This window comes from Pseudomonas sivasensis, from assembly GCF_013778505.1.
In the GTDB taxonomy this organism is placed as follows: domain Bacteria; phylum Pseudomonadota; class Gammaproteobacteria; order Pseudomonadales; family Pseudomonadaceae; genus Aquipseudomonas; species Aquipseudomonas sivasensis.
Map to the genome: position 1 here is coordinate 164,742 of NZ_JAAOWU010000008.1, position 16,238 is coordinate 180,979.

Genomic DNA, 16,238 nt, shown 5'->3' on the forward strand with positions numbered 1-16,238 from the left:
CTTTTAGGGAAGTCCCGTTTCGTTACGCAACTTTTACGGCGGTTATATGGCTCTTTTCTCTCGCGTTGCATTACCCGGTGATGTACCGGCATTGGTCGCATTGGAACAACAGTGTTTCACCAGTGACCGGCTCTCATCGCGCAGTTTTCACTGGATGATCAGCCGCGCCCACGGCCAGTTGCTGGTAGCGGAACAGGACGGGCAGTTGCTCGGTTATGCGCTAGTGCTGTTTCGTCGTGGCAGCGCGTTCGCGCGCTTGTATTCCATCGCCATTGCCGCCCACGCACGCGGCCTCGGGCTGGGCAGGCAGTTGCTCAGCCATGTCGAGGCCTGCGGGGTGACGCACGGGTGCGCGCACCTGCGCCTGGAGGTGCGCACCGACAACCCCGGCGCCCTTGCGCTGTATGAGCGCAATGGCTACCGGCGCTTCGCCCAGGTCAACGACTACTACGCAGACCACACTCCGGCCCTGCGCCTGGAAAAAACCTTGGTCAGGCCACCTGCTTGATCCCGGCCTTGGCTTCCAGCTCACGCACCAGCGGCAGTACGCGTTTGCCGAAGTACTCCACTTCTTCCTGGAAGTGCAGGAAGCCCGCCAGCACCAGGTCCACGCCTACGGCCTTGAGTGCAACGATGCGCTCAGCAATTTGCTGCGGGGTGCCGATCAGGTTGGTCTTGAAGCCATCGTTGTACTGCACCAGGTCTTCAAAGCTGGACTTGGCCCAGTTGCCCTCGCCTTCGGGTGACGCCTTGCCCGCTTGCTTGGCCGCGTCGCCAAAGGCATTCACGGCTTCCGGGTCGGCCTTGTCGATGATCTCTGCGAGCACGGCGCGGGCTTCTTCCTCGGTGTCGCGGGCGATGATGAATGCATTCACGCCGACTTTGACCGAGTGGTTATTTGCGGCAGCCTTGGTGCGAATGTCATCGACCTGGGCCTTGATGCCTTCCGGGGTGTTACCGTTGGTGAAATACCAATCCGACACCCGCGCCGCCATGTCCCGCGCGGCCCGTGAACTGCCGCCCTGGAACACTTCCGGCTGGCCCAGCGGCTTGGGTTTGAGGGTGTAGTTGTTGAAACGGTAGAAGTCGCCCTTGAAGGTAAAGTCGTCCTGGGTCCAGATGCCTTTGAGGGCGCGGATAAATTCCTCGGAACGGCGATAGCGCTCGTCGTGTTCCAGCCAGTGTTCGCCGATGGCCTGGAACTCGCCCTTGAACCAGCCACTGACGATGTTCACCGCAATGCGGCCGTTGGTGAGTTGGTCGATGGTCGCCAGTTGCTTGGCCGCCAGCGCCGGCTGCCAAGGGCCGGGAAGGATCGCGGCGATGACCTTGAGCTTGGTGGTCGCCGCCAGCAGCGCATGGCTGAACGCCACGGATTCATGCTGGTTCTCGGCGCCGTAGCCAGCGGTGAAGCGGATCTGGGTCAGGCCGTATTCGAAGCCGGCTTCTTCGGCCAATTGCGCCAATTTACGGTTGTAGTCGATGCCCCAGTGGGTGCGTTGTTCGATCTTACTGACCACCAGCCCACCGCTGACGTTGGGCACCCAATAGGCAAATTTCACGGCTTGCTGACTCATCGAACGGTACCTCGTGCAAAAGGGATGTATCGAGGCTTGAGCAGCAAGCGTGCCAGTCAGTGGCAAAGGCCCATGCCATGGGCGTTGCGCCCAAAAAAACGCCCCCGGCGGGCGTGCAGGCACATGTCATGGATCGCGCCGGTTTGTCGGAATGCTGTTGCTGGAGCAACAGTAATCAAAGCAAATCCCCCGTAAACATTGGGCCACGAACCCGGCACGGACTGTGCAATCCCCCTTGCATTGACCACTGCCCCGGAGCCTTGCCCATGACCGAACATCACGTCATTAACCCGCTGTCCATCGGCGTCGATTACCCCACCTTGGCCGCGCGCTTCCGGCCGATCTTCCAGCGCATCGCCGACGGTGCGGTGCAGCGCGAACTCAGCCGTACCCTGCCCCATGAGCCGATCCAATGGCTCAAGGAGGCCGGTTTCGGCGCGGTGCGCGTACCGGTGGAATATGGCGGTGGCGGTGCTTCGCTGCCGCAACTGTTCGAACTGCTGATCGAACTGGCCGAAGCCGACTCCAACGTACCCCAGGCCCTGCGCGGGCATTTCGCCTTTGCCGAGGACCGCCTGAACGCGCCGCCGAGTGCCGGCCGGGACCTGTGGTTCAAGCGGTTTGTCGACGGCGATATCGTCGGCTGCGCCTGGACTGAAATCGGCAACGTGGCCATCGGTGATGTGGTCACCCAGGTCAGCCCCGACGGCGATAAGTGGAAGCTCAACGGTGAAAAGTTCTACAGCACCGGCAGCATTTTCTCTGACTGGATCGATGTGTACGCCCAACGCAGCGACACCGGCGGCGATGTGATCGCTGCGACCCGTGCACGCCAGCCTGGCGTGGTGCACAGCGACGATTGGGACGGCTTTGGCCAGCGCACCACCGGCAGCGGCACCTCGCGCTTTACCGATGCTGAAGTCGAGGCGGATAACGTCATCGACTTTGCCACCCGTTTCAAATACCAGACCGCGTTCTACCAACTTGTCCTGCTGGCCAGCCTCGCCGGTATCGGCCGTGCGGCGTTGCGCGATGTGGCCCACCAGGTGCGCAGCCGCAAGCGCATCTACAGCCACGGCAATGCCCAGCATGTGAGCCAGGATGCACAGATTCAACAGGTGGTGGGCGAAGTCGCGGCGCTGGTGTATGCCGCTGAGGCCAGCGCGTTAAGGGCGACATTGCCAGCGCAACGGGCTTACGTGGCGCGGTTTGGCGGGGATGACGCCGTGGAGCGCGAAGCCAACGTCGCCGCCGAAATTGAATCGGCCACGGCGCAGGTGGTGGTGTCGGAGTTGATCCAGCGGGCTACCAGCGAGTTGTTCAACGCACTGGGGGCGTCGGACGTGCGCCAGGGGAAAGCCCTTGATCGGCATTGGCGCAATGCGCGGACTGTGTCGTCCCACAACCCGGTGATCTACAAAGCGCGGATCGTGGGGGACTGGGTGATCAATGGCACCGAGCCGCCGTTTGTGTGGCAGATCGGCAATGGTCCGGCAAAAGCCTGAGGCTGAGCGGGGTCAAAACTGTGGGAGGGGGCTTGCCCCCGATGGCAGTGGGTCAGTCACTGTATTCAAAAACTGACCCACCGCTATCGGGGGCAAGCCCCCTCCCACATTGGATACTGCGCACGCCTCAGAAGGCCAGTTTGTAACCAACCGCCATTAACATGATCGCCAGGCACGGGCGAAGCACGCCGTCCGGGATCTTGCCGGTCATGTGGCTGCCGAAGTAAATGCCCGGCAACGAACCCATCAGCAGAAAGCCCAGCAGGTGCCAGTCCATATTGCCCATGCCGGCATGGCCCAGTCCGGCCACGAGGGTCAGGGGAACCGCGTGGGCGATCTCGGTGCCCACCAGGCGGCGCGTAGCCAGGAATGGATACAGGATAAACAGCGCCACAGTGCCCAGGGCGCCGGCGCCGATTGAAGTCAGGGCGACCATGGTGCCGAGGATGGCGCCGGTGACAACGGTCAAGCCGTTCAGGTTGCGCGGGTTCATGTGGTAGCTGTCGCCCGCGTGACGCTGGGCGAAGGCCAGCAGGCGTTGCTTGAACAGGATCGCCAGGGCCGTCAACAGCAACACGACACCGAGGGCTTGCTTGATGACCGCGTTCATCGCCGTAGGATCGGTATGCAAGGTGGCGAGAAACCACAGGGTCAGCAGCACCGCAGGCACACTGCCCAGGGTCAACCAGCCGGTGATGGTCCAATCGATGTTCTTGTTCTTGCTGTGTACCAGCACGCCACCGGACTTGGTGATGGCCGCGTACAACAGGTCAGTGCCCACAGCCGTGGCCGGGTTGATGCCGAACCACAACAGGATCGGGGTCATCAAAGAGCCCCCGCCGACACCGGTCATGCCCACGATAAAACCTACGATCAGGCCGGCAATTACGAAACCAAAGTTACCCACTTCCATTACAGCTACCCGCGGCCTTATAAATTTCTGGCGGCAGGATAGCGATTTTTCTTATAACGACTTATACCAATATGATCTGACTTTAGATCTTTTTCGCTTAATGCAATTTTTTTGCCGATCACTGCATCCAGTTGGCGTGCCCATGGGTAGTCCTTGCAGCAACCCTGCTGTTTCATCTAGTGGAGAAACACCCATGAACGCTAAAGCCCTGCTCTGCCTCACCGGTTTGCTCGTTGCCAGCCCCGCCGCCTTTGCCCAGGCCGGTTTGCCGGACAGCATTAAAGTGCCGGACGGCCACAAGGTGGCGATGGAAACCACCGGTGTCGGCGAAATCACCTACGAGTGCCGCGACAAAGCCAACGTCGCTGGCCAGACCGAATGGACTTTCGTCGGCCCCAAGGCGGTGCTCAATGATCGCAGCGGCAAGCAGGTCGGCACCTACTTCGGCCCACCTGCCACTTGGCAAGCCAAGGACGGTTCGAAAATCACCGGCACCCAGCTGGCCGTGGCGCCATCGAGCCCGGGCAACTTGCCTTATCAACTGGTCAAGGCCAACCCGGCCGAAGGCAAGGGCGCGATGAGTGGCGTGAGTTACATCCAACGGGTCGCCCTTAAAGGCGGTGTAGCGCCGAGCACTGAATGCACGGTCGCCAACAAGGGCAAACAGGAAGTGGTGAAGTACCAGGCCGACTACATCTTCTGGGCGGCCAACTGATCAAACTGCGCTACGCTGCCTGTGGCGAGCATGCTCGCCACAGGGGTTCAGCCATTTGAGGGATGTGCGTGTTTGATTACGAAGCCTGTCTGCTGGCCTGTGCCCGTGGCGACCAACGCGCCTTGCGCCGACTGTATGAGCAGGACAGCAGCCACTTGCTCGGCGTAGCCCTGCGTATCGTGCGTGACCGGGCGCTGGCCGAAGATATCGTGCATGACGCGTTTATCAAGATCTGGCGCGGCGCCGGCAGTTTCGACCCCAGCCGTGGTTCGGCGCGGGGTTGGGTGTTCAGCGTGACCCGACACTTGGCGCTCAACGTGGTGCGCAACCAGTACCGTGAGGTGCCGCTGGACGACGAACACGAGCACGTCACCGCGCCCACCGACACCTTTGAGTTTTCCGCGCGTTCCGGGCAGATCCACACCTGCCTGGAGCAGCTCGATCCGGCCCGCCGCACGTGCATCCTGCATGCGTATGTCGACGGCTATTCCCATAGCGAAATCGCTTCGAGGTTGGACACCCCCCTGGGGACCGTCAAAGCCTGGATCAAACGTAGCCTCGCCGCGCTGCGGGAGTGCATGGCATGAACAACCCCTTGGACGAACTGGCCAGCGAATACGTGCTGGGCACCCTGCCCGCCGAACAACGGGCCGACGTGGAACAACGCCTGCCCCACGATGCCGAGTTACGCGCGGCGGTGGATGCCTGGGAGCAGCGACTGCTGCCCCTGACCGCGTTGGCCGAGCCGGTGTTGCCCTCGGCGCAGTTATGGCGGCGCATCGAACGTAACACCGCGACCCCGGACGCCGACGTACCGTGGTGGAACCTGCTGGCCTTGTGGCGCGGCCTGGCCGGTGCCGGGCTGGCGGCGAGTGTGGTGCTGGGGACGTTATTACTGACCCGCCCGCCTATCGCGGACCCCGCCTTTGTGGTGGTGCTGGTGGCCCCCCAAAGCCAGGCGCCCGGCTGGGTGATCCAGGCCAGCAACAATCAGCAGATTCAGTTGATCCCGTTGGGCGTGATGGAAGTCCCAGCGGACAAGGCGCTGCAGTTCTGGACCAAGGGTGATGGCTGGCAAGCTCCCGTGTCCCTGGGGCTGGTGAAGCCGGGGCAAACCCTGTCGCTGCCGCTGGACAGGCTGCCGCCGCTGTCGCCTAACCAATTGTTCGAACTGACCCTGGAAGACCCGAGCGGCTCGCCGACCGGCAAACCCACCGGGCCGATCCAGGCCATCGGCCGCGCGGTCAAGGTGCTCTGATCAACCGAGGCTGGGCAGCCACACGCGAAACCGCGCGCCACCCAACGGCGACGCCTGGGCGGTCAACGTCCCGCCCTGGGCTTCCAGGGCGCGGCGGCTGATCGCAAGACCCAGGCCGAAGCCGCCGGTGCTGCGGTCGCGGCTGCGGTCGAGGCGATAGAACGGTTCGAAGATACGTTCACGCTGGTCCAGCGGTATGCCGATGCCATCGTCATCTACCCAGATTTCACAGCCCTTTGGACACACCTTGACCCCCACCTGGATGCGCTTGTCGCAGTAACGCGTGGCGTTGCGCAGCAGGTTCTGCAAGGCACGGGCGGTGAGGCGCGGGTCGAGGCTGAAGCGTTCTACAGCGCAATCAAGCACCACGTCGATGACGATCTCGGGGTTTTCCAGCTCGTCGTCGACGCTGCCCAGCACGCTGTCGATAAACTCATCGAGCACCACCTCGACCCGCTCCGGCAATTGCGCCGGGTTTTGCAGGCGGCTGTAGGAGAGCAACTCCAGCACCAATTCATCCAGCTCACGAATATGCGCCACAAGGCCGTGCAGACGTTCGCGACTGGCCTCGGGCAAGTCTTCGGACAGCGCCAGGGCCAGGCCGAAATCCAGGCGCGTCAACGGCGTGCGCAGTTCATGGGAGACGGCGTTGAGCAGGTCTCGCTGTTGGTTGAGCAGGTGTTCGATGTCGTCGGCCATGGTGTCGAACACCGCCGCCAGGCTGCCGATGTTAGAGCTGGGCGGGATACGCGTGCGCTCGGCCAGGTTGCCCTTGCCGAGTTGAGCGGCGGTGCTTTTCAGGCGTTCCAGATCACGCCAGTGCGGGCGCAGCCAGAACAGCAGGCAGGCGAGCAACGCCGCGCCGATCAGCACATTCATCGACCAGTACAGCAGGTTCATGTCCAGCGGGTCTGGCGGGATGGTCAGCTTGACCGCGAACTGCTGGTTGAGCGGCGAGCTGATCTCTTCCATCCAGCCCCATTCTCCCAGGCGAATCACCGGCTTGCCCTGCTCCAGCAGCTTGGCTTCTTGCGGGGTATAGCTGGCGTCCTGACGCAGCAGCAGTTGCACTTTGAGCGGCGCAAAGTCGCGGCCCAGTTGCTCGGTGACCTGGGACCAACGCTCCACCGGCGCCCGCAGGTATTGCTTGACGATGAGGGTTTGCTGGCCACGGGACTGCTCAATGTTGTAATCCAGGTAACGGTGTTCGAACAGCTGAATGACCAGTTTGGGAATCAGGTAGATCGCCGCACTGTAGGTGACGATGGTGATCAGGTAGAGGCGCAGCAGTACACGAAACATGGCTCAGCATTCCCACTCGGAACGGCTGAACAGGTAGCCCTTGCCCCACACAGTCTTGATCTTGCGCGCCTCGCCGGCATGGTCGTCGAACTTGCGGCGCAGCTTGGAGATGGCCACGTCTACCGAGCGATCGGTGCCGTTGAACTCGATCCCGCGCAGGCGTTGCAGGATCTGATCGCGGCTGAGCACTTCACCGGCATGCCGCGCCAACACCACCAGCAGGTTGTATTCGCCGCTGGACAGCTCCACCGGCTGCTCACGCCACACCACGGTGCGCTCCGACAGGTCGATGCACAGGTTGCCCATGTGGATCTGATCGTTGGCCACCTGGGGCTCCGACAAACTGCTGCGCCGCAGCAAGGTGCGCACGCGGGCCAATAGCACGCGCGGCTCGCAGGGTTTGGTCACATAGTCGTCGGCGCCCATTTCCAGACCCAACACCTGGTCGTGGCTGTCGTCGCGAGCGGTGAGCATCAGGATCGGCAGCCCTGCCGAATCGGCGCGCAGCAGGCGGCACACTTGCAGGCCGTCGAGCCCCGGCAGCATGAGGTCGAGGATCACCAAGTCCGGCGGATTGAGGCGTGCGCGTTCCCGTACGTGGTCGCCACGGCTGAGCACACTGACGTGATAGCCATTGCGCTCCAGGTAGCTGGCAATCAGCTCCGAGAGTGCGGCGTCGTCTTCCACCAGGAGGATGTTGGGCATGAAGGTGTTTCCAAAAAATACAGTGATAGGTCGTACACAAATCCAATGTGGGAGGAGGCTTGCCTCCGTTGGCGGTGCTTCAGATGCAGAGTCGTTGACTGATTCACCGCCACCGGGGGCAAGCCCCCTCCCACATTGGATCGTCAGTTTTTGCAAGGTTGTGCAAGGATATACGCCCTCGGCGCCCCGCGCGCCGCACCTTACATTTCTTCACAGACCACCTACACAGCTTCACAGCACCGCGGCGCAGGTGAACTTAGGATGCGCCAGTCACTATTGGGATAAGAGCATGTCGAAGAATCTGTTTGCGCCGTTTTGCCTGTTGGCCCTGACGCTGGCCCTGAGTGCTTGTGACAAATCAGCCGCCGAAGCGCCGGAAATGCCCCTGGCCAAAGTGCGCATCGAAACACTTGAGGCCAAGCCTCTGTCCATCACCAGCGAGCTGAGCGGACGCATCGCCGCGCCGCGTGTGGCCGAAGTGCGCGCGCGGGTGGCCGGCGTGGTGATGCAGCGGGTATTCAAGGAAGGCCACGACGTCAAACAGGGCGACGTGCTGTTTCGCATCGACCCGGCCCCGTTCAAGGCCGATCTCGACAGCGCCCAGGCCAACCTGAGCAAGGCCCAAGCCAACGCGTTCCAGGCGCGCCTGCAAGAGCAGCGCTACAGTCAATTGGTGGAAGGCAACGCCATCAGCGGCCAGGACTACGACAACGCCCGCGCCAACCTGCGCCAGACCAACGCCGAAGTCGCCGCCAATAAAGCCGCCGTCGAACGCGCCAAGTTGAACCTGGGATATGCCACTGTGACGGCCCCAATTTCCGGGCGTATTGGCCGGGCGCTGGTGACCGAAGGCGCACTGGTCGGCCAGAACGAGGCCACGCCCCTGGCGATCATCCAGCAACTGGACCCGATTCACGCTGACCTCACTCAATCCACCCGCGAACTGAACGACCTGCGCCGCGCCTTCCGCGCCGGCAGCTTGAAGCAGGTCGGTCAGGACCAGGCCAAGGCCACGCTGATCCAGGACGACGGCAGCCTGTATCCGCTGCCGGGCAAATTGCTCTTCGCCGACATCAGCGTCGACCCCGGCACCGGGCAGATCATTCTGCGCAGCGAGTTCCCCAACCCGGACCTCGACCTGTTGCCCGGCAGCTTCGTGCGAGTGCGCCTGGAGCAAGCGGTCGACAAACAAGGCATCAGCGTGCCGCAACGCGCTATCAGCCGTGACAGTGCCGGTATCCCGATGGTGCTGCTGGTGGATGCCGAGCAGACCGTCAGCCAGCAACCGGTGCAATTGGGTGCGGTGATCAACGATCGCTGGATCGTCAGCAGCGGCCTCAAGCCCGGTGATCGCATCGTCGTCGAAGGCCTGCAACACGCGCGCCCCGGTGAAAAAGTCCAGGTAGACGACAGCCCGACGCCACTCGCTCAGGCTTCCGGCCAATAAGGATTATTCGACCATGCCGCAGTTCTTTATTGACCGCCCGATCTTCGCGTGGGTGGTTGCCCTGTTTATCCTCCTGGCCGGTTTACTGGCCATCCCGCAGTTGCCGGTGGCCCAGTACCCCAACGTGGCGCCGCCGAAAGTCGAGATCTACGCGGTGTACCCCGGCGCCTCGGCCCAGACCCTGGATGAAAGCGTGGTCAGCCTGATCGAGCAGGAGCTTAACGGCGCCGATCACTTGCTGTACTTCGAATCCCAGAGCAGCCTGGGTTCGGCCACCATCACCGCCACCTTCCAACCCGGCACCGACCCAGAAATGGCCCAGGTCGATGTGCAGAACAGGCTCAAGGCCGTGGAGCCACGCCTGCCCCAGGCGGTGACCCAGCAAGGCTTGCAGGTAGAAAAAGTCTCCGCGGGTTTCCTGCTGCTGGTGACCCTGACCTCCAGTGACGGCAAGCTCGATGACGTAGCGCTCAGCGATTACCTCGCGCGCAACGTAATGAACGAACTCAAGCGCCTGGACGGCGTGGGCAAGGCGCAGTTGTACGGCGCCGAACGGGCCATGCGCATCTGGATCGACCCGCAGAAGCTGATCGGTTTCAACCTGACCCCGGCCGACGTCAACAACGCGATCAGCGCGCAGAACGCCCAGGTTTCCGCTGGCAGTATTGGTGATTTGCCGGGCACCAAGACCCAGGAAATTACGGCGGCTATCCTGGTCAAGGGCCAGCTTTCCACCCCGGCGGAGTTCGCCGACATCGTGCTCAAGGCCAATCCGGACGGTTCCACCGTTCGCGTCGGCGACGTGGCGCGGGTAGAAATCGGCAGCCAGGAATACCAGTTTTCCACGCGCCTGAACGGCAAGCCATCCACCGCCGTCAGCGTGCAACTGGCGCCCGGTGCCAACGCGCTGAACACCGCGACCCTGGTGCGGGCGAAGATGGATGAGCTGTCACGCTACTTCCCGGCCAATGTGGAATACAAGATTCCGTACGACACCTCGCCCTTCGTCAAAGTCTCGATCACCAAGGTGGTCTACACCTTGCTGGAGGCCATGGCGCTGGTGTTTGCGGTGATGTTCCTGTTCCTGCAGAACGTGCGCTACACGCTGATCCCCACCCTGGTGGTACCGATTGCGCTGATGGGCACCTTTGCCACGATGCTGTTGCTGGGTTTCTCGATCAACGTGCTGACCATGTTCGGCATGGTGCTGGCCATCGGCATTTTGGTGGACGATGCGATTGTGGTGGTGGAGAACGTCGAACGGATCATGGTCACCGAGGGCCTCTCGCCCAAGGACGCGACGAAGAAAGCCATGGGCCAAATCACCGGCGCCATCGTCGGCATTACCCTGGTGCTGGTGGCGGTGTTCCTGCCGATGGCGTTCATGGCGGGCTCAGTGGGGGTGATTTACCAGCAGTTCTCGCTGTCGATGGCCACTTCGATCCTGTTCTCGGCATTCCTCGCCCTGACCTTGACCCCGGCCTTGTGCGCCACCCTGCTCAAGCCGATAGCCAAGGGCGAGCACCATGCCAAGGGCGGTTTCTTCGGCTGGTTCAACAAACGCTTCGAGCAACTAACCGACCGCTATGAAGGCTGGGTGGCCTATGCCCTCAAGCACAGCGGCCGCTACCTGCTGATCTACCTGGTGCTGCTGGTGGGCCTGGGCCTGATGTTCATGCGCCTGCCCGCCTCGTTCCTGCCGGTGGAAGACCAGGGCTACACCATCACCGATATTCAGCTGCCGCCGGGCGCGAGCAAAAACCGCACGGTGCAGGTCGCCGAGCAGATCGAAGCGCACAACGCCGAGGAGCCTGGGGTGGGTGACACCACCATGATCATGGGCTTCAGCTTCTCCGGTTCGGGGCAGAACGCCGCGTTGGCGTTTACCACCTTGAAGGATTGGTCCGAGCGCAGCAGCGAGGATTCGGCCGCATCGATTGCTGAGCGGGCCAATATGGCGTTCAGCGAATTGAAAGACGCGATTGCGTACTCAGTGCTGCCACCACCAGTGGACGGCCTGGGCACGTCCAGCGGTTTCGAGTTCCGCCTGCAGGACCGCGCTGGCGTCGGCCATGCCGCGTTGATGGCAGCGCGCACCGAGTTGCTGGCGGCAGCCGAGAAAAGCCCGATCCTGGCCAACGTGCGCGAAAGCGCCCTGGCCGAAGCGCCGCAAGTGCAGCTGGAAGTGGACCGTAAGCAAGCCAACGCCTTGGGCGTGTCGTTTGCGGATGTGGGTAATGTGCTGTCGTCGGCGATTGGCTCGGCCTACGTCAACGACTTCCCCAACCAGGGCCGCATGCAGCGCGTGGTGGTGCAAGCCGAAGGCGACCAGCGCAGCCAGGTGGCGGACCTGATGAAAATCAACGTGCGTAATAACGCCGGAAAAATGGTGCCGCTGTCGGCATTTGTCGAAGCCAAATGGACCCAAGGCCCGGCGCAACTGACGCGGTATAACGGCTACCCTGCCATCGCCATTTCCGGCGAGGCGGCCCCCGGGCACAGTACCGGCGAGGCGATGGAGGAAATCCAGCGCCTGGTCAGCCAACTGCCAGCGGGCCTGGGTCAGGAATGGACCGGGCTGTCGTTGCAGGAACGCTTGTCCGGCGCACAGGCACCGATCCTGCTGGGCCTGTCGCTGCTGATCGTGTTCCTGTGCCTGGCCGCGCTGTATGAAAGCTGGTCGATCCCGACCTCGGTGTTGCTGGTGGTGCCACTGGGCGTGCTCGGCGCGGTATTGGCCGTGACCTTGCGCGGCATGCCCAACGATGTGTTTTTCAAGGTCGGTTTGATCACCATCATCGGCCTGTCGGCGAAGAACGCGATTTTGATCATCGAGTTCGCCAAGGACCTGTATGACCAGGGAGAAGACCTGATCGAAGCCACGTTGAAGGCTGCGCGCTTGCGCCTGCGGCCGATCATCATGACCTCGCTGGCGTTTATTCTCGGCGTGGTGCCATTGGCGATTGCCACCGGGGCCAGTTCGGCAAGCCAGCAGGCGATTGGTACGGGCGTGATTGGCGGGATGATTACCGCGACGTTGGCAGTGGTGTTCGTGCCGGTGTTCTTTGTGGTGGTGATGAAGCTGGTGCGCAAAAAGCGCTGATGCGAACAGCCGGCGGGTTGTAGCGAGCAACCCGCTCGCTACAAAAAATGCGCTAAGGTGCTAACAGGTAACCATCTGTGAGCTGCCATGCCCTTCCTCGCCCGTACCCACCCTCGCCTCTCCGCCGCCGCCGTACTGGGTATTGCCGCAGGCATCCTGATGCCCGCCGAAACACTCATCAGCAAAATCCTGATCGGCTGGAACGCTGGGGTCTGGACCTACCTGGTGCTGATGCTGTGGCTGACCAGCCGCGCCAAGGCCGAAGACGTCAAACGCATCGCCGAAGTCGAGGACGAAAACGCCGGGCTGGTGCTGTTCATGGTGTGCATCGCCGCCATCGCGAGCCTGGCGACCATTACTTTCGAATTGGTGGGCAGCAAGGAGTTGGCCACCGGGCAACGCCTGTTGCACTACGGTTTCACCGGGCTGACGGTCATCGGCTCATGGCTGCTGATCGGGGTGATTTTCAGCGTGCATTACGCCCGGCTCTATTACACCTGGGCAGGCAAGGAGCCGGCGCTGCGTTTCGCCGAAGGGTTGCTCACGCCCAACTACTGGGACTTCCTGTACTTCTCCTTCACCATCGGCGTGGCCGTGCAGACCTCGGATGTGGGCGTCGCCACCCGTGGCCTGCGCAAGGTTGTACTGGCGCAGTCGTTGATCGGGTTTCTGTTCAACACCGCGATACTGGGGTTCTCGATCAATATCGCCGCCGGCCTGTTCGGCTAGCCTTGCACAAACCTTCTAGACGCTCATTAGCGGATGGGCGCCAATAGCCTCACTTATTCCTCAACGGTGATGTATGGCCGCGCACAATTGGATCGACCTGTCTCAGGACGCCGACACTGGCATCGAGACCCTGCGCGCGCATTTTGAAGGCCATGCTTATGACCCCCATTGGCATGACAGCTACCTGATCGGCGTCACCGAACAAGGCGTGCAGCAATTCAACTGCCGCCGTGCCCGCCACAACAGCGTGCCCGGCCAGGTTTTTTTGGTGGAGCCTGGCGAAGTGCATGACGGCGACGCGCCCACGGCGGACGGCTTCACCTACCACATGCTGTACCTCGACCCACAGTGGCTGGCGCGGGAAGTGAGTGCGGTATTTGAAGAAGCGCCGGTCAACAGTCAATTGGGCTTCGCCAGCACCCTGGCCAACGATGCACGCCTGGCGCTGTCCACCAGCCAAGCCTTCCAGACACTGCACAGCGGTGAACTGCGCATCGTGCGGCAACGGGCAATGGACCACTTGCTGGAATGCCTCACCGACCAACTCTACTGGCGCACCCGCTACCGCGAAGATCCGCGCCTGCCGCGGGTGGCCCACAAGGCGCGGGAATACCTGCATGACCACCTGCATCAGGACGTGGGCATGGACGAACTGGCCCTGGCCTGCGGCGTCGACCGCTTTCGTCTGAGTCGCACCTTCAAAAGCGCTTTCGGCCTGCCGCCCCATGCCTACCTGGTGCAACTGCGCCTGGCCCGCGCGCGCCACTTGCTGGGCAAGGGCGCGCAACCGGCCGATGTGGCGATTGCCTTGGGCTTCGCCGATCAAAGTCACTTGGGCCGCTGGTTCGTGCGCGCCTATGGCCTGACACCGGCGGCGTACCGCAAGCGCTGCTCAAACGTTCCAGACAGCTAAGTCACGGGCTTGCAAGGATGGACACCACTGATCTGTTCACTGGAGTCCCGTCCCATGCTGTCTACCTTACTGCCCTTCGCGTTATTTGCCTTCGTCGCCTCCATTACGCCCGGCCCCACCAACATCCTGGTGCTGAGCAACAGTGCCCGCTATGGCCTGCGAGCGGCATTGCCGATCATCCTCGGGGCTTGTGCCGGTGCAGCGGGCATTGTGCTGATAGTGGGTTCGGGGTTCGGTGAGTCGCTGATTCATCTGCCCAAGGTACAAGCCACCCTGCAGTGGGTCGGCGTCGCATGGCTTAGCTACCTCGCCTGGCAGATTTTCAGTGCGCCCGCCCAGGCCGTTGAGCGCGATGCATCCCACAAGCGCCTGGGCCTGCTCGGCGCCGCCAGCTTGCAACTGGTCAACCCCAAGACCTGGATGATGGCGTTGGCGGTGGTCAGTGTGTTTGCGGGGCAAGGAGACGGGCGTCAGGCGCATGTGCTGGCCCTGTCCCTGATGTTTTTTGTAGTGTCCCTGCCGTGTCTTGGCATGTGGGCGGTGCTGGGCGCCGGATCGACCCGGCTGCTGGGCTCGGCCAGGGCCATGCAACGGTTCAATCGGTTAATGGCGATCTTATTGCTGGTGTCGGCCTGGATGAGTGTGTGGACACAGGGCTAGAACCGACGAATGGCAGAGCGAACCTGTTAGTTCTGACAGTTGCCAACCCTGCTCTTATAGCGCGCAATAGCTTCACCCACAGGGATTCATCGGAGCTGGCGAGATGCCTGGACAGAGTACGTTGATCAACAATTTGCTGCGCAACGGCAACTTCAGCAAATTTGGCGCCGACTGGACCACGCAAGACAGCGTGGACTACTCACGCCAGTATTGCCGCGTACTCACCGGCCAGGCTTCCCAAGTCATTGACGCCAGTGCCGAAACAACCTATCTGCTCGAGTTCTGGAGCCAGGTCCTGTTTAAAGGTAACGGCACGCTTTCTATCCGTTCCAACGTGCCCGGTGCCGACTTGGAAGTTGAGCTCAACGACTTCCATGTTTGGAGATGGCAGCAAATCAGCTTCACCACTCCACCGGCGACAACCCTCCTCACCGTGGCTATCACCGGCACCAGCGGAGAAGTGTGCGTCGACGAGATGCAACTGACTCTGGATACGGGCATCCCGCCCCGACCTGAGTTGGTGCTTAACGGGGATTTCTCCAACAACATGGATCACTGGAACACCGAAGGCTCCCCGATCGGCTCCCGCACTCATTTTGACGGAAATACCCTGGAGTGCGCCCTGGGCGGCCGTGCCCGGCAAACCGTCCCTGTCACCGGAGGAAACACCTACGAATTTTCCTTTCGCTCGCGCAGTGATTTTGGCGGGCATGGGTTCTGCCGATTCGAAGTAGAGCCATCCGGCACGTTTGCGGAAATTCGCGTAGATGCGTCGAGCTGGACCACCTATCCAGAGGAACTGGCGATGCCCGCCAGCGCTACCGCGCTAACCATCATTCTTATTGGCATTGATGGCGCAGAATTTTTCGATGATGTCTCGTTGAGACGCAAAGCTTGAGCCTATCCGCAACCACTGCGCCTCCATCCAGGACGTGAACCGGAGTCGCGATCACTATGTAGAGGAGATGTCGCCATGACAGCCGTTCAAGAAATACTCACCCCAAAATCATCCCAAGAGCTTAATCATTTCAAAGGAACAATCGACGGGAAGGACTTTACTGCCACAGCGTTTTCCATCTCCAAGACAGCGGACCGATGGACTGTTTCCGGCACTCAAGTCGTCGTTCCGGGTCTCGTCCGTCATAAAATCCAGCTCTCGTTTCCGACGACTTTAATGAAAGGCGTTTACAAACTGGAAGAAGAACGTCATCAGATTAGGCTGACCTATACAACAGATGACTTGTTGGATCCCATCTTTATACGCGGTGATACAGGCCTCATTGACTTGACCACCATAGACCCAGCCAATGATCACGTTGAAGGCGGATTGCTAAACATCCTCACACACGATGATGGAAATCCTGTCTCTACCATCACTGCGTTGTTCAGGGTGCGTTGAGCCCTGAGCGAT

Annotated in this window: 15 protein-coding genes and 1 pseudogene; 12 read left to right on the forward strand and 4 right to left on the reverse strand. The window is 61.6% G+C overall.

Annotated elements, in window-relative coordinates; all coding sequences use genetic code 11:
• Nucleotides 1–46: 46 nt before the first annotated feature.
• Nucleotides 47–496, forward strand: a pseudogene (locus G9Q84_RS15780) (GNAT family N-acetyltransferase); the annotation flags it as partial.
• On the opposite strand, the gene sfnG reads toward G9Q84_RS15780, so the two are convergent.
• Nucleotides 492–1,577 carry a dimethylsulfone monooxygenase SfnG gene (gene sfnG / locus G9Q84_RS15785; protein ID WP_032886892.1) on the reverse strand — a complete coding sequence of 362 codons (1,086 nt, stop codon included), beginning with the start codon at nucleotides 1,575–1,577 and terminating at the stop codon, nucleotides 492–494. The pseudogene G9Q84_RS15780 and the gene sfnG overlap by 5 nt on opposite strands.
• A gap of 266 nt (nucleotides 1,578–1,843) precedes the next feature.
• Here sfnG and G9Q84_RS15790 point away from each other — a divergent pair, with 266 nt between their 5' ends.
• The gene (locus tag G9Q84_RS15790; RefSeq protein WP_099602885.1) at nucleotides 1,844–3,082 is read left to right on the forward strand and encodes an acyl-CoA dehydrogenase family protein; all 1,239 of its coding nucleotides are present in this window, start codon (nucleotides 1,844–1,846) and stop codon (nucleotides 3,080–3,082) included.
• A 127-nt stretch (nucleotides 3,083–3,209) separates the two neighbouring features.
• On the opposite strand, the gene G9Q84_RS15795 is transcribed toward G9Q84_RS15790, so the two are convergent.
• Nucleotides 3,210–3,995 (reverse strand): sulfite exporter TauE/SafE family protein, encoded by a 786-nt coding sequence (locus G9Q84_RS15795; RefSeq protein ID WP_032886896.1) that lies wholly within the window; start codon nucleotides 3,993–3,995, stop codon nucleotides 3,210–3,212.
• Nucleotides 3,996–4,188: 193 nt separating this feature from the next.
• Here G9Q84_RS15795 and G9Q84_RS15800 point away from each other — a divergent pair, with 193 nt between their 5' ends.
• From G9Q84_RS15800 to G9Q84_RS15810, 3 genes are all read left to right on the forward strand, one after another.
• Nucleotides 4,189–4,710, forward strand: a complete 522-nt coding sequence (locus G9Q84_RS15800) for a DUF3455 domain-containing protein (protein WP_181643676.1) — start codon at nucleotides 4,189–4,191, stop codon at nucleotides 4,708–4,710.
• A gap of 62 nt (nucleotides 4,711–4,772) precedes the next feature.
• On the forward strand, nucleotides 4,773–5,297 hold the full coding sequence (locus tag G9Q84_RS15805) for a sigma-70 family RNA polymerase sigma factor (protein WP_095185881.1): 525 nt from the start codon (nucleotides 4,773–4,775) through the stop codon (nucleotides 5,295–5,297).
• Entirely contained in the window at nucleotides 5,294–5,968 is a 675-nt protein-coding gene (locus G9Q84_RS15810; protein WP_179179141.1) for an anti-sigma factor, read from the forward strand. The genes G9Q84_RS15805 and G9Q84_RS15810 overlap by 4 nt, the downstream gene beginning before the upstream one ends.
• Here G9Q84_RS15810 and G9Q84_RS15815 read toward each other — a convergent pair whose 3' ends face one another.
• On the reverse strand, nucleotides 5,969–7,270 hold the full coding sequence (locus G9Q84_RS15815) for an ATP-binding protein (RefSeq protein ID WP_181643677.1): 1,302 nt from the start codon (nucleotides 7,268–7,270) through the stop codon (nucleotides 5,969–5,971).
• A gap of 3 nt (nucleotides 7,271–7,273) precedes the next feature.
• A complete protein-coding gene (locus tag G9Q84_RS15820; protein ID WP_032886904.1) occupies nucleotides 7,274–7,975 on the reverse strand; it encodes a response regulator in 702 nt (233 codons plus the stop codon).
• Nucleotides 7,976–8,264: 289 nt separating this feature from the next.
• Between G9Q84_RS15820 and G9Q84_RS15825 the strand changes: the two genes are divergently transcribed.
• The 7 genes from G9Q84_RS15825 (at nucleotide 8,265) to G9Q84_RS15855 (ending at nucleotide 16,226) form a co-directional block, all read left to right on the forward strand.
• Nucleotides 8,265–9,422: an efflux RND transporter periplasmic adaptor subunit gene (locus G9Q84_RS15825; RefSeq protein WP_095185883.1), complete on the forward strand. Its 1,158-nt coding sequence runs from the start codon at nucleotides 8,265–8,267 to the stop codon at nucleotides 9,420–9,422.
• A gap of 13 nt (nucleotides 9,423–9,435) precedes the next feature.
• Entirely contained in the window at nucleotides 9,436–12,525 is a 3,090-nt protein-coding gene (locus tag G9Q84_RS15830) for an efflux RND transporter permease subunit (RefSeq protein WP_181643678.1), read from the forward strand.
• 87 nt (nucleotides 12,526–12,612) lie between these two features.
• Nucleotides 12,613–13,254: a DUF1345 domain-containing protein gene (locus G9Q84_RS15835; RefSeq protein ID WP_181643679.1), complete on the forward strand. Its 642-nt coding sequence runs from the start codon at nucleotides 12,613–12,615 to the stop codon at nucleotides 13,252–13,254.
• A gap of 73 nt (nucleotides 13,255–13,327) precedes the next feature.
• Nucleotides 13,328–14,167 carry an AraC family transcriptional regulator gene (locus tag G9Q84_RS15840; protein WP_181643680.1) on the forward strand — a complete coding sequence of 280 codons (840 nt, stop codon included), beginning with the start codon at nucleotides 13,328–13,330 and terminating at the stop codon, nucleotides 14,165–14,167.
• Nucleotides 14,168–14,221: 54 nt separating this feature from the next.
• Nucleotides 14,222–14,827 (forward strand): LysE family translocator, encoded by a 606-nt coding sequence (locus tag G9Q84_RS15845; RefSeq protein WP_181643681.1) that lies wholly within the window; start codon nucleotides 14,222–14,224, stop codon nucleotides 14,825–14,827.
• 121 nt (nucleotides 14,828–14,948) lie between these two features.
• On the forward strand, nucleotides 14,949–15,725 hold the full coding sequence (locus G9Q84_RS15850) for a carbohydrate binding domain-containing protein (RefSeq protein ID WP_181643682.1): 777 nt from the start codon (nucleotides 14,949–14,951) through the stop codon (nucleotides 15,723–15,725).
• Between the two features lie 75 nt (nucleotides 15,726–15,800).
• Nucleotides 15,801–16,226, forward strand: coding sequence for a hypothetical protein (locus G9Q84_RS15855; RefSeq protein WP_181643683.1), 426 nt, complete (start codon nucleotides 15,801–15,803; stop codon nucleotides 16,224–16,226).
• Nucleotides 16,227–16,238 lie beyond the last annotated feature (12 nt).

Bases quoted from the DNA above. Each gene is read 5' to 3' on its own strand.
- G9Q84_RS15845 (WP_181643681.1), top strand. From the start codon at position 14,222: ATGCTGTCTACCTTACTGCCCTTCGCGTTATTTGCCTTCGTCGCCTCC.
- sfnG (WP_032886892.1), bottom strand. From the start codon at position 1,577: ATGAGTCAGCAAGCCGTGAAATTTGCCTATTGGGTGCCCAACGTCAGC.
- G9Q84_RS15820 (WP_032886904.1), bottom strand. From the start codon at position 7,975: ATGCCCAACATCCTCCTGGTGGAAGACGACGCCGCACTCTCGGAGCTG.
- G9Q84_RS15810 (WP_179179141.1), top strand. From the start codon at position 5,294: ATGAACAACCCCTTGGACGAACTGGCCAGCGAATACGTGCTGGGCACC.
- G9Q84_RS15800 (WP_181643676.1), top strand. From the start codon at position 4,189: ATGAACGCTAAAGCCCTGCTCTGCCTCACCGGTTTGCTCGTTGCCAGC.
- G9Q84_RS15805 (WP_095185881.1), top strand. From the start codon at position 4,773: ATGTGCGTGTTTGATTACGAAGCCTGTCTGCTGGCCTGTGCCCGTGGC.
- G9Q84_RS15835 (WP_181643679.1), top strand. From the start codon at position 12,613: ATGCCCTTCCTCGCCCGTACCCACCCTCGCCTCTCCGCCGCCGCCGTA.
- G9Q84_RS15815 (WP_181643677.1), bottom strand. From the start codon at position 7,270: ATGTTTCGTGTACTGCTGCGCCTCTACCTGATCACCATCGTCACCTAC.
- G9Q84_RS15855 (WP_181643683.1), top strand. From the start codon at position 15,801: ATGACAGCCGTTCAAGAAATACTCACCCCAAAATCATCCCAAGAGCTT.
- G9Q84_RS15830 (WP_181643678.1), top strand. From the start codon at position 9,436: ATGCCGCAGTTCTTTATTGACCGCCCGATCTTCGCGTGGGTGGTTGCC.
- G9Q84_RS15825 (WP_095185883.1), top strand. From the start codon at position 8,265: ATGTCGAAGAATCTGTTTGCGCCGTTTTGCCTGTTGGCCCTGACGCTG.
- G9Q84_RS15790 (WP_099602885.1), top strand. From the start codon at position 1,844: ATGACCGAACATCACGTCATTAACCCGCTGTCCATCGGCGTCGATTAC.
- G9Q84_RS15795 (WP_032886896.1), bottom strand. From the start codon at position 3,995: ATGGAAGTGGGTAACTTTGGTTTCGTAATTGCCGGCCTGATCGTAGGT.
- G9Q84_RS15840 (WP_181643680.1), top strand. From the start codon at position 13,328: ATGGCCGCGCACAATTGGATCGACCTGTCTCAGGACGCCGACACTGGC.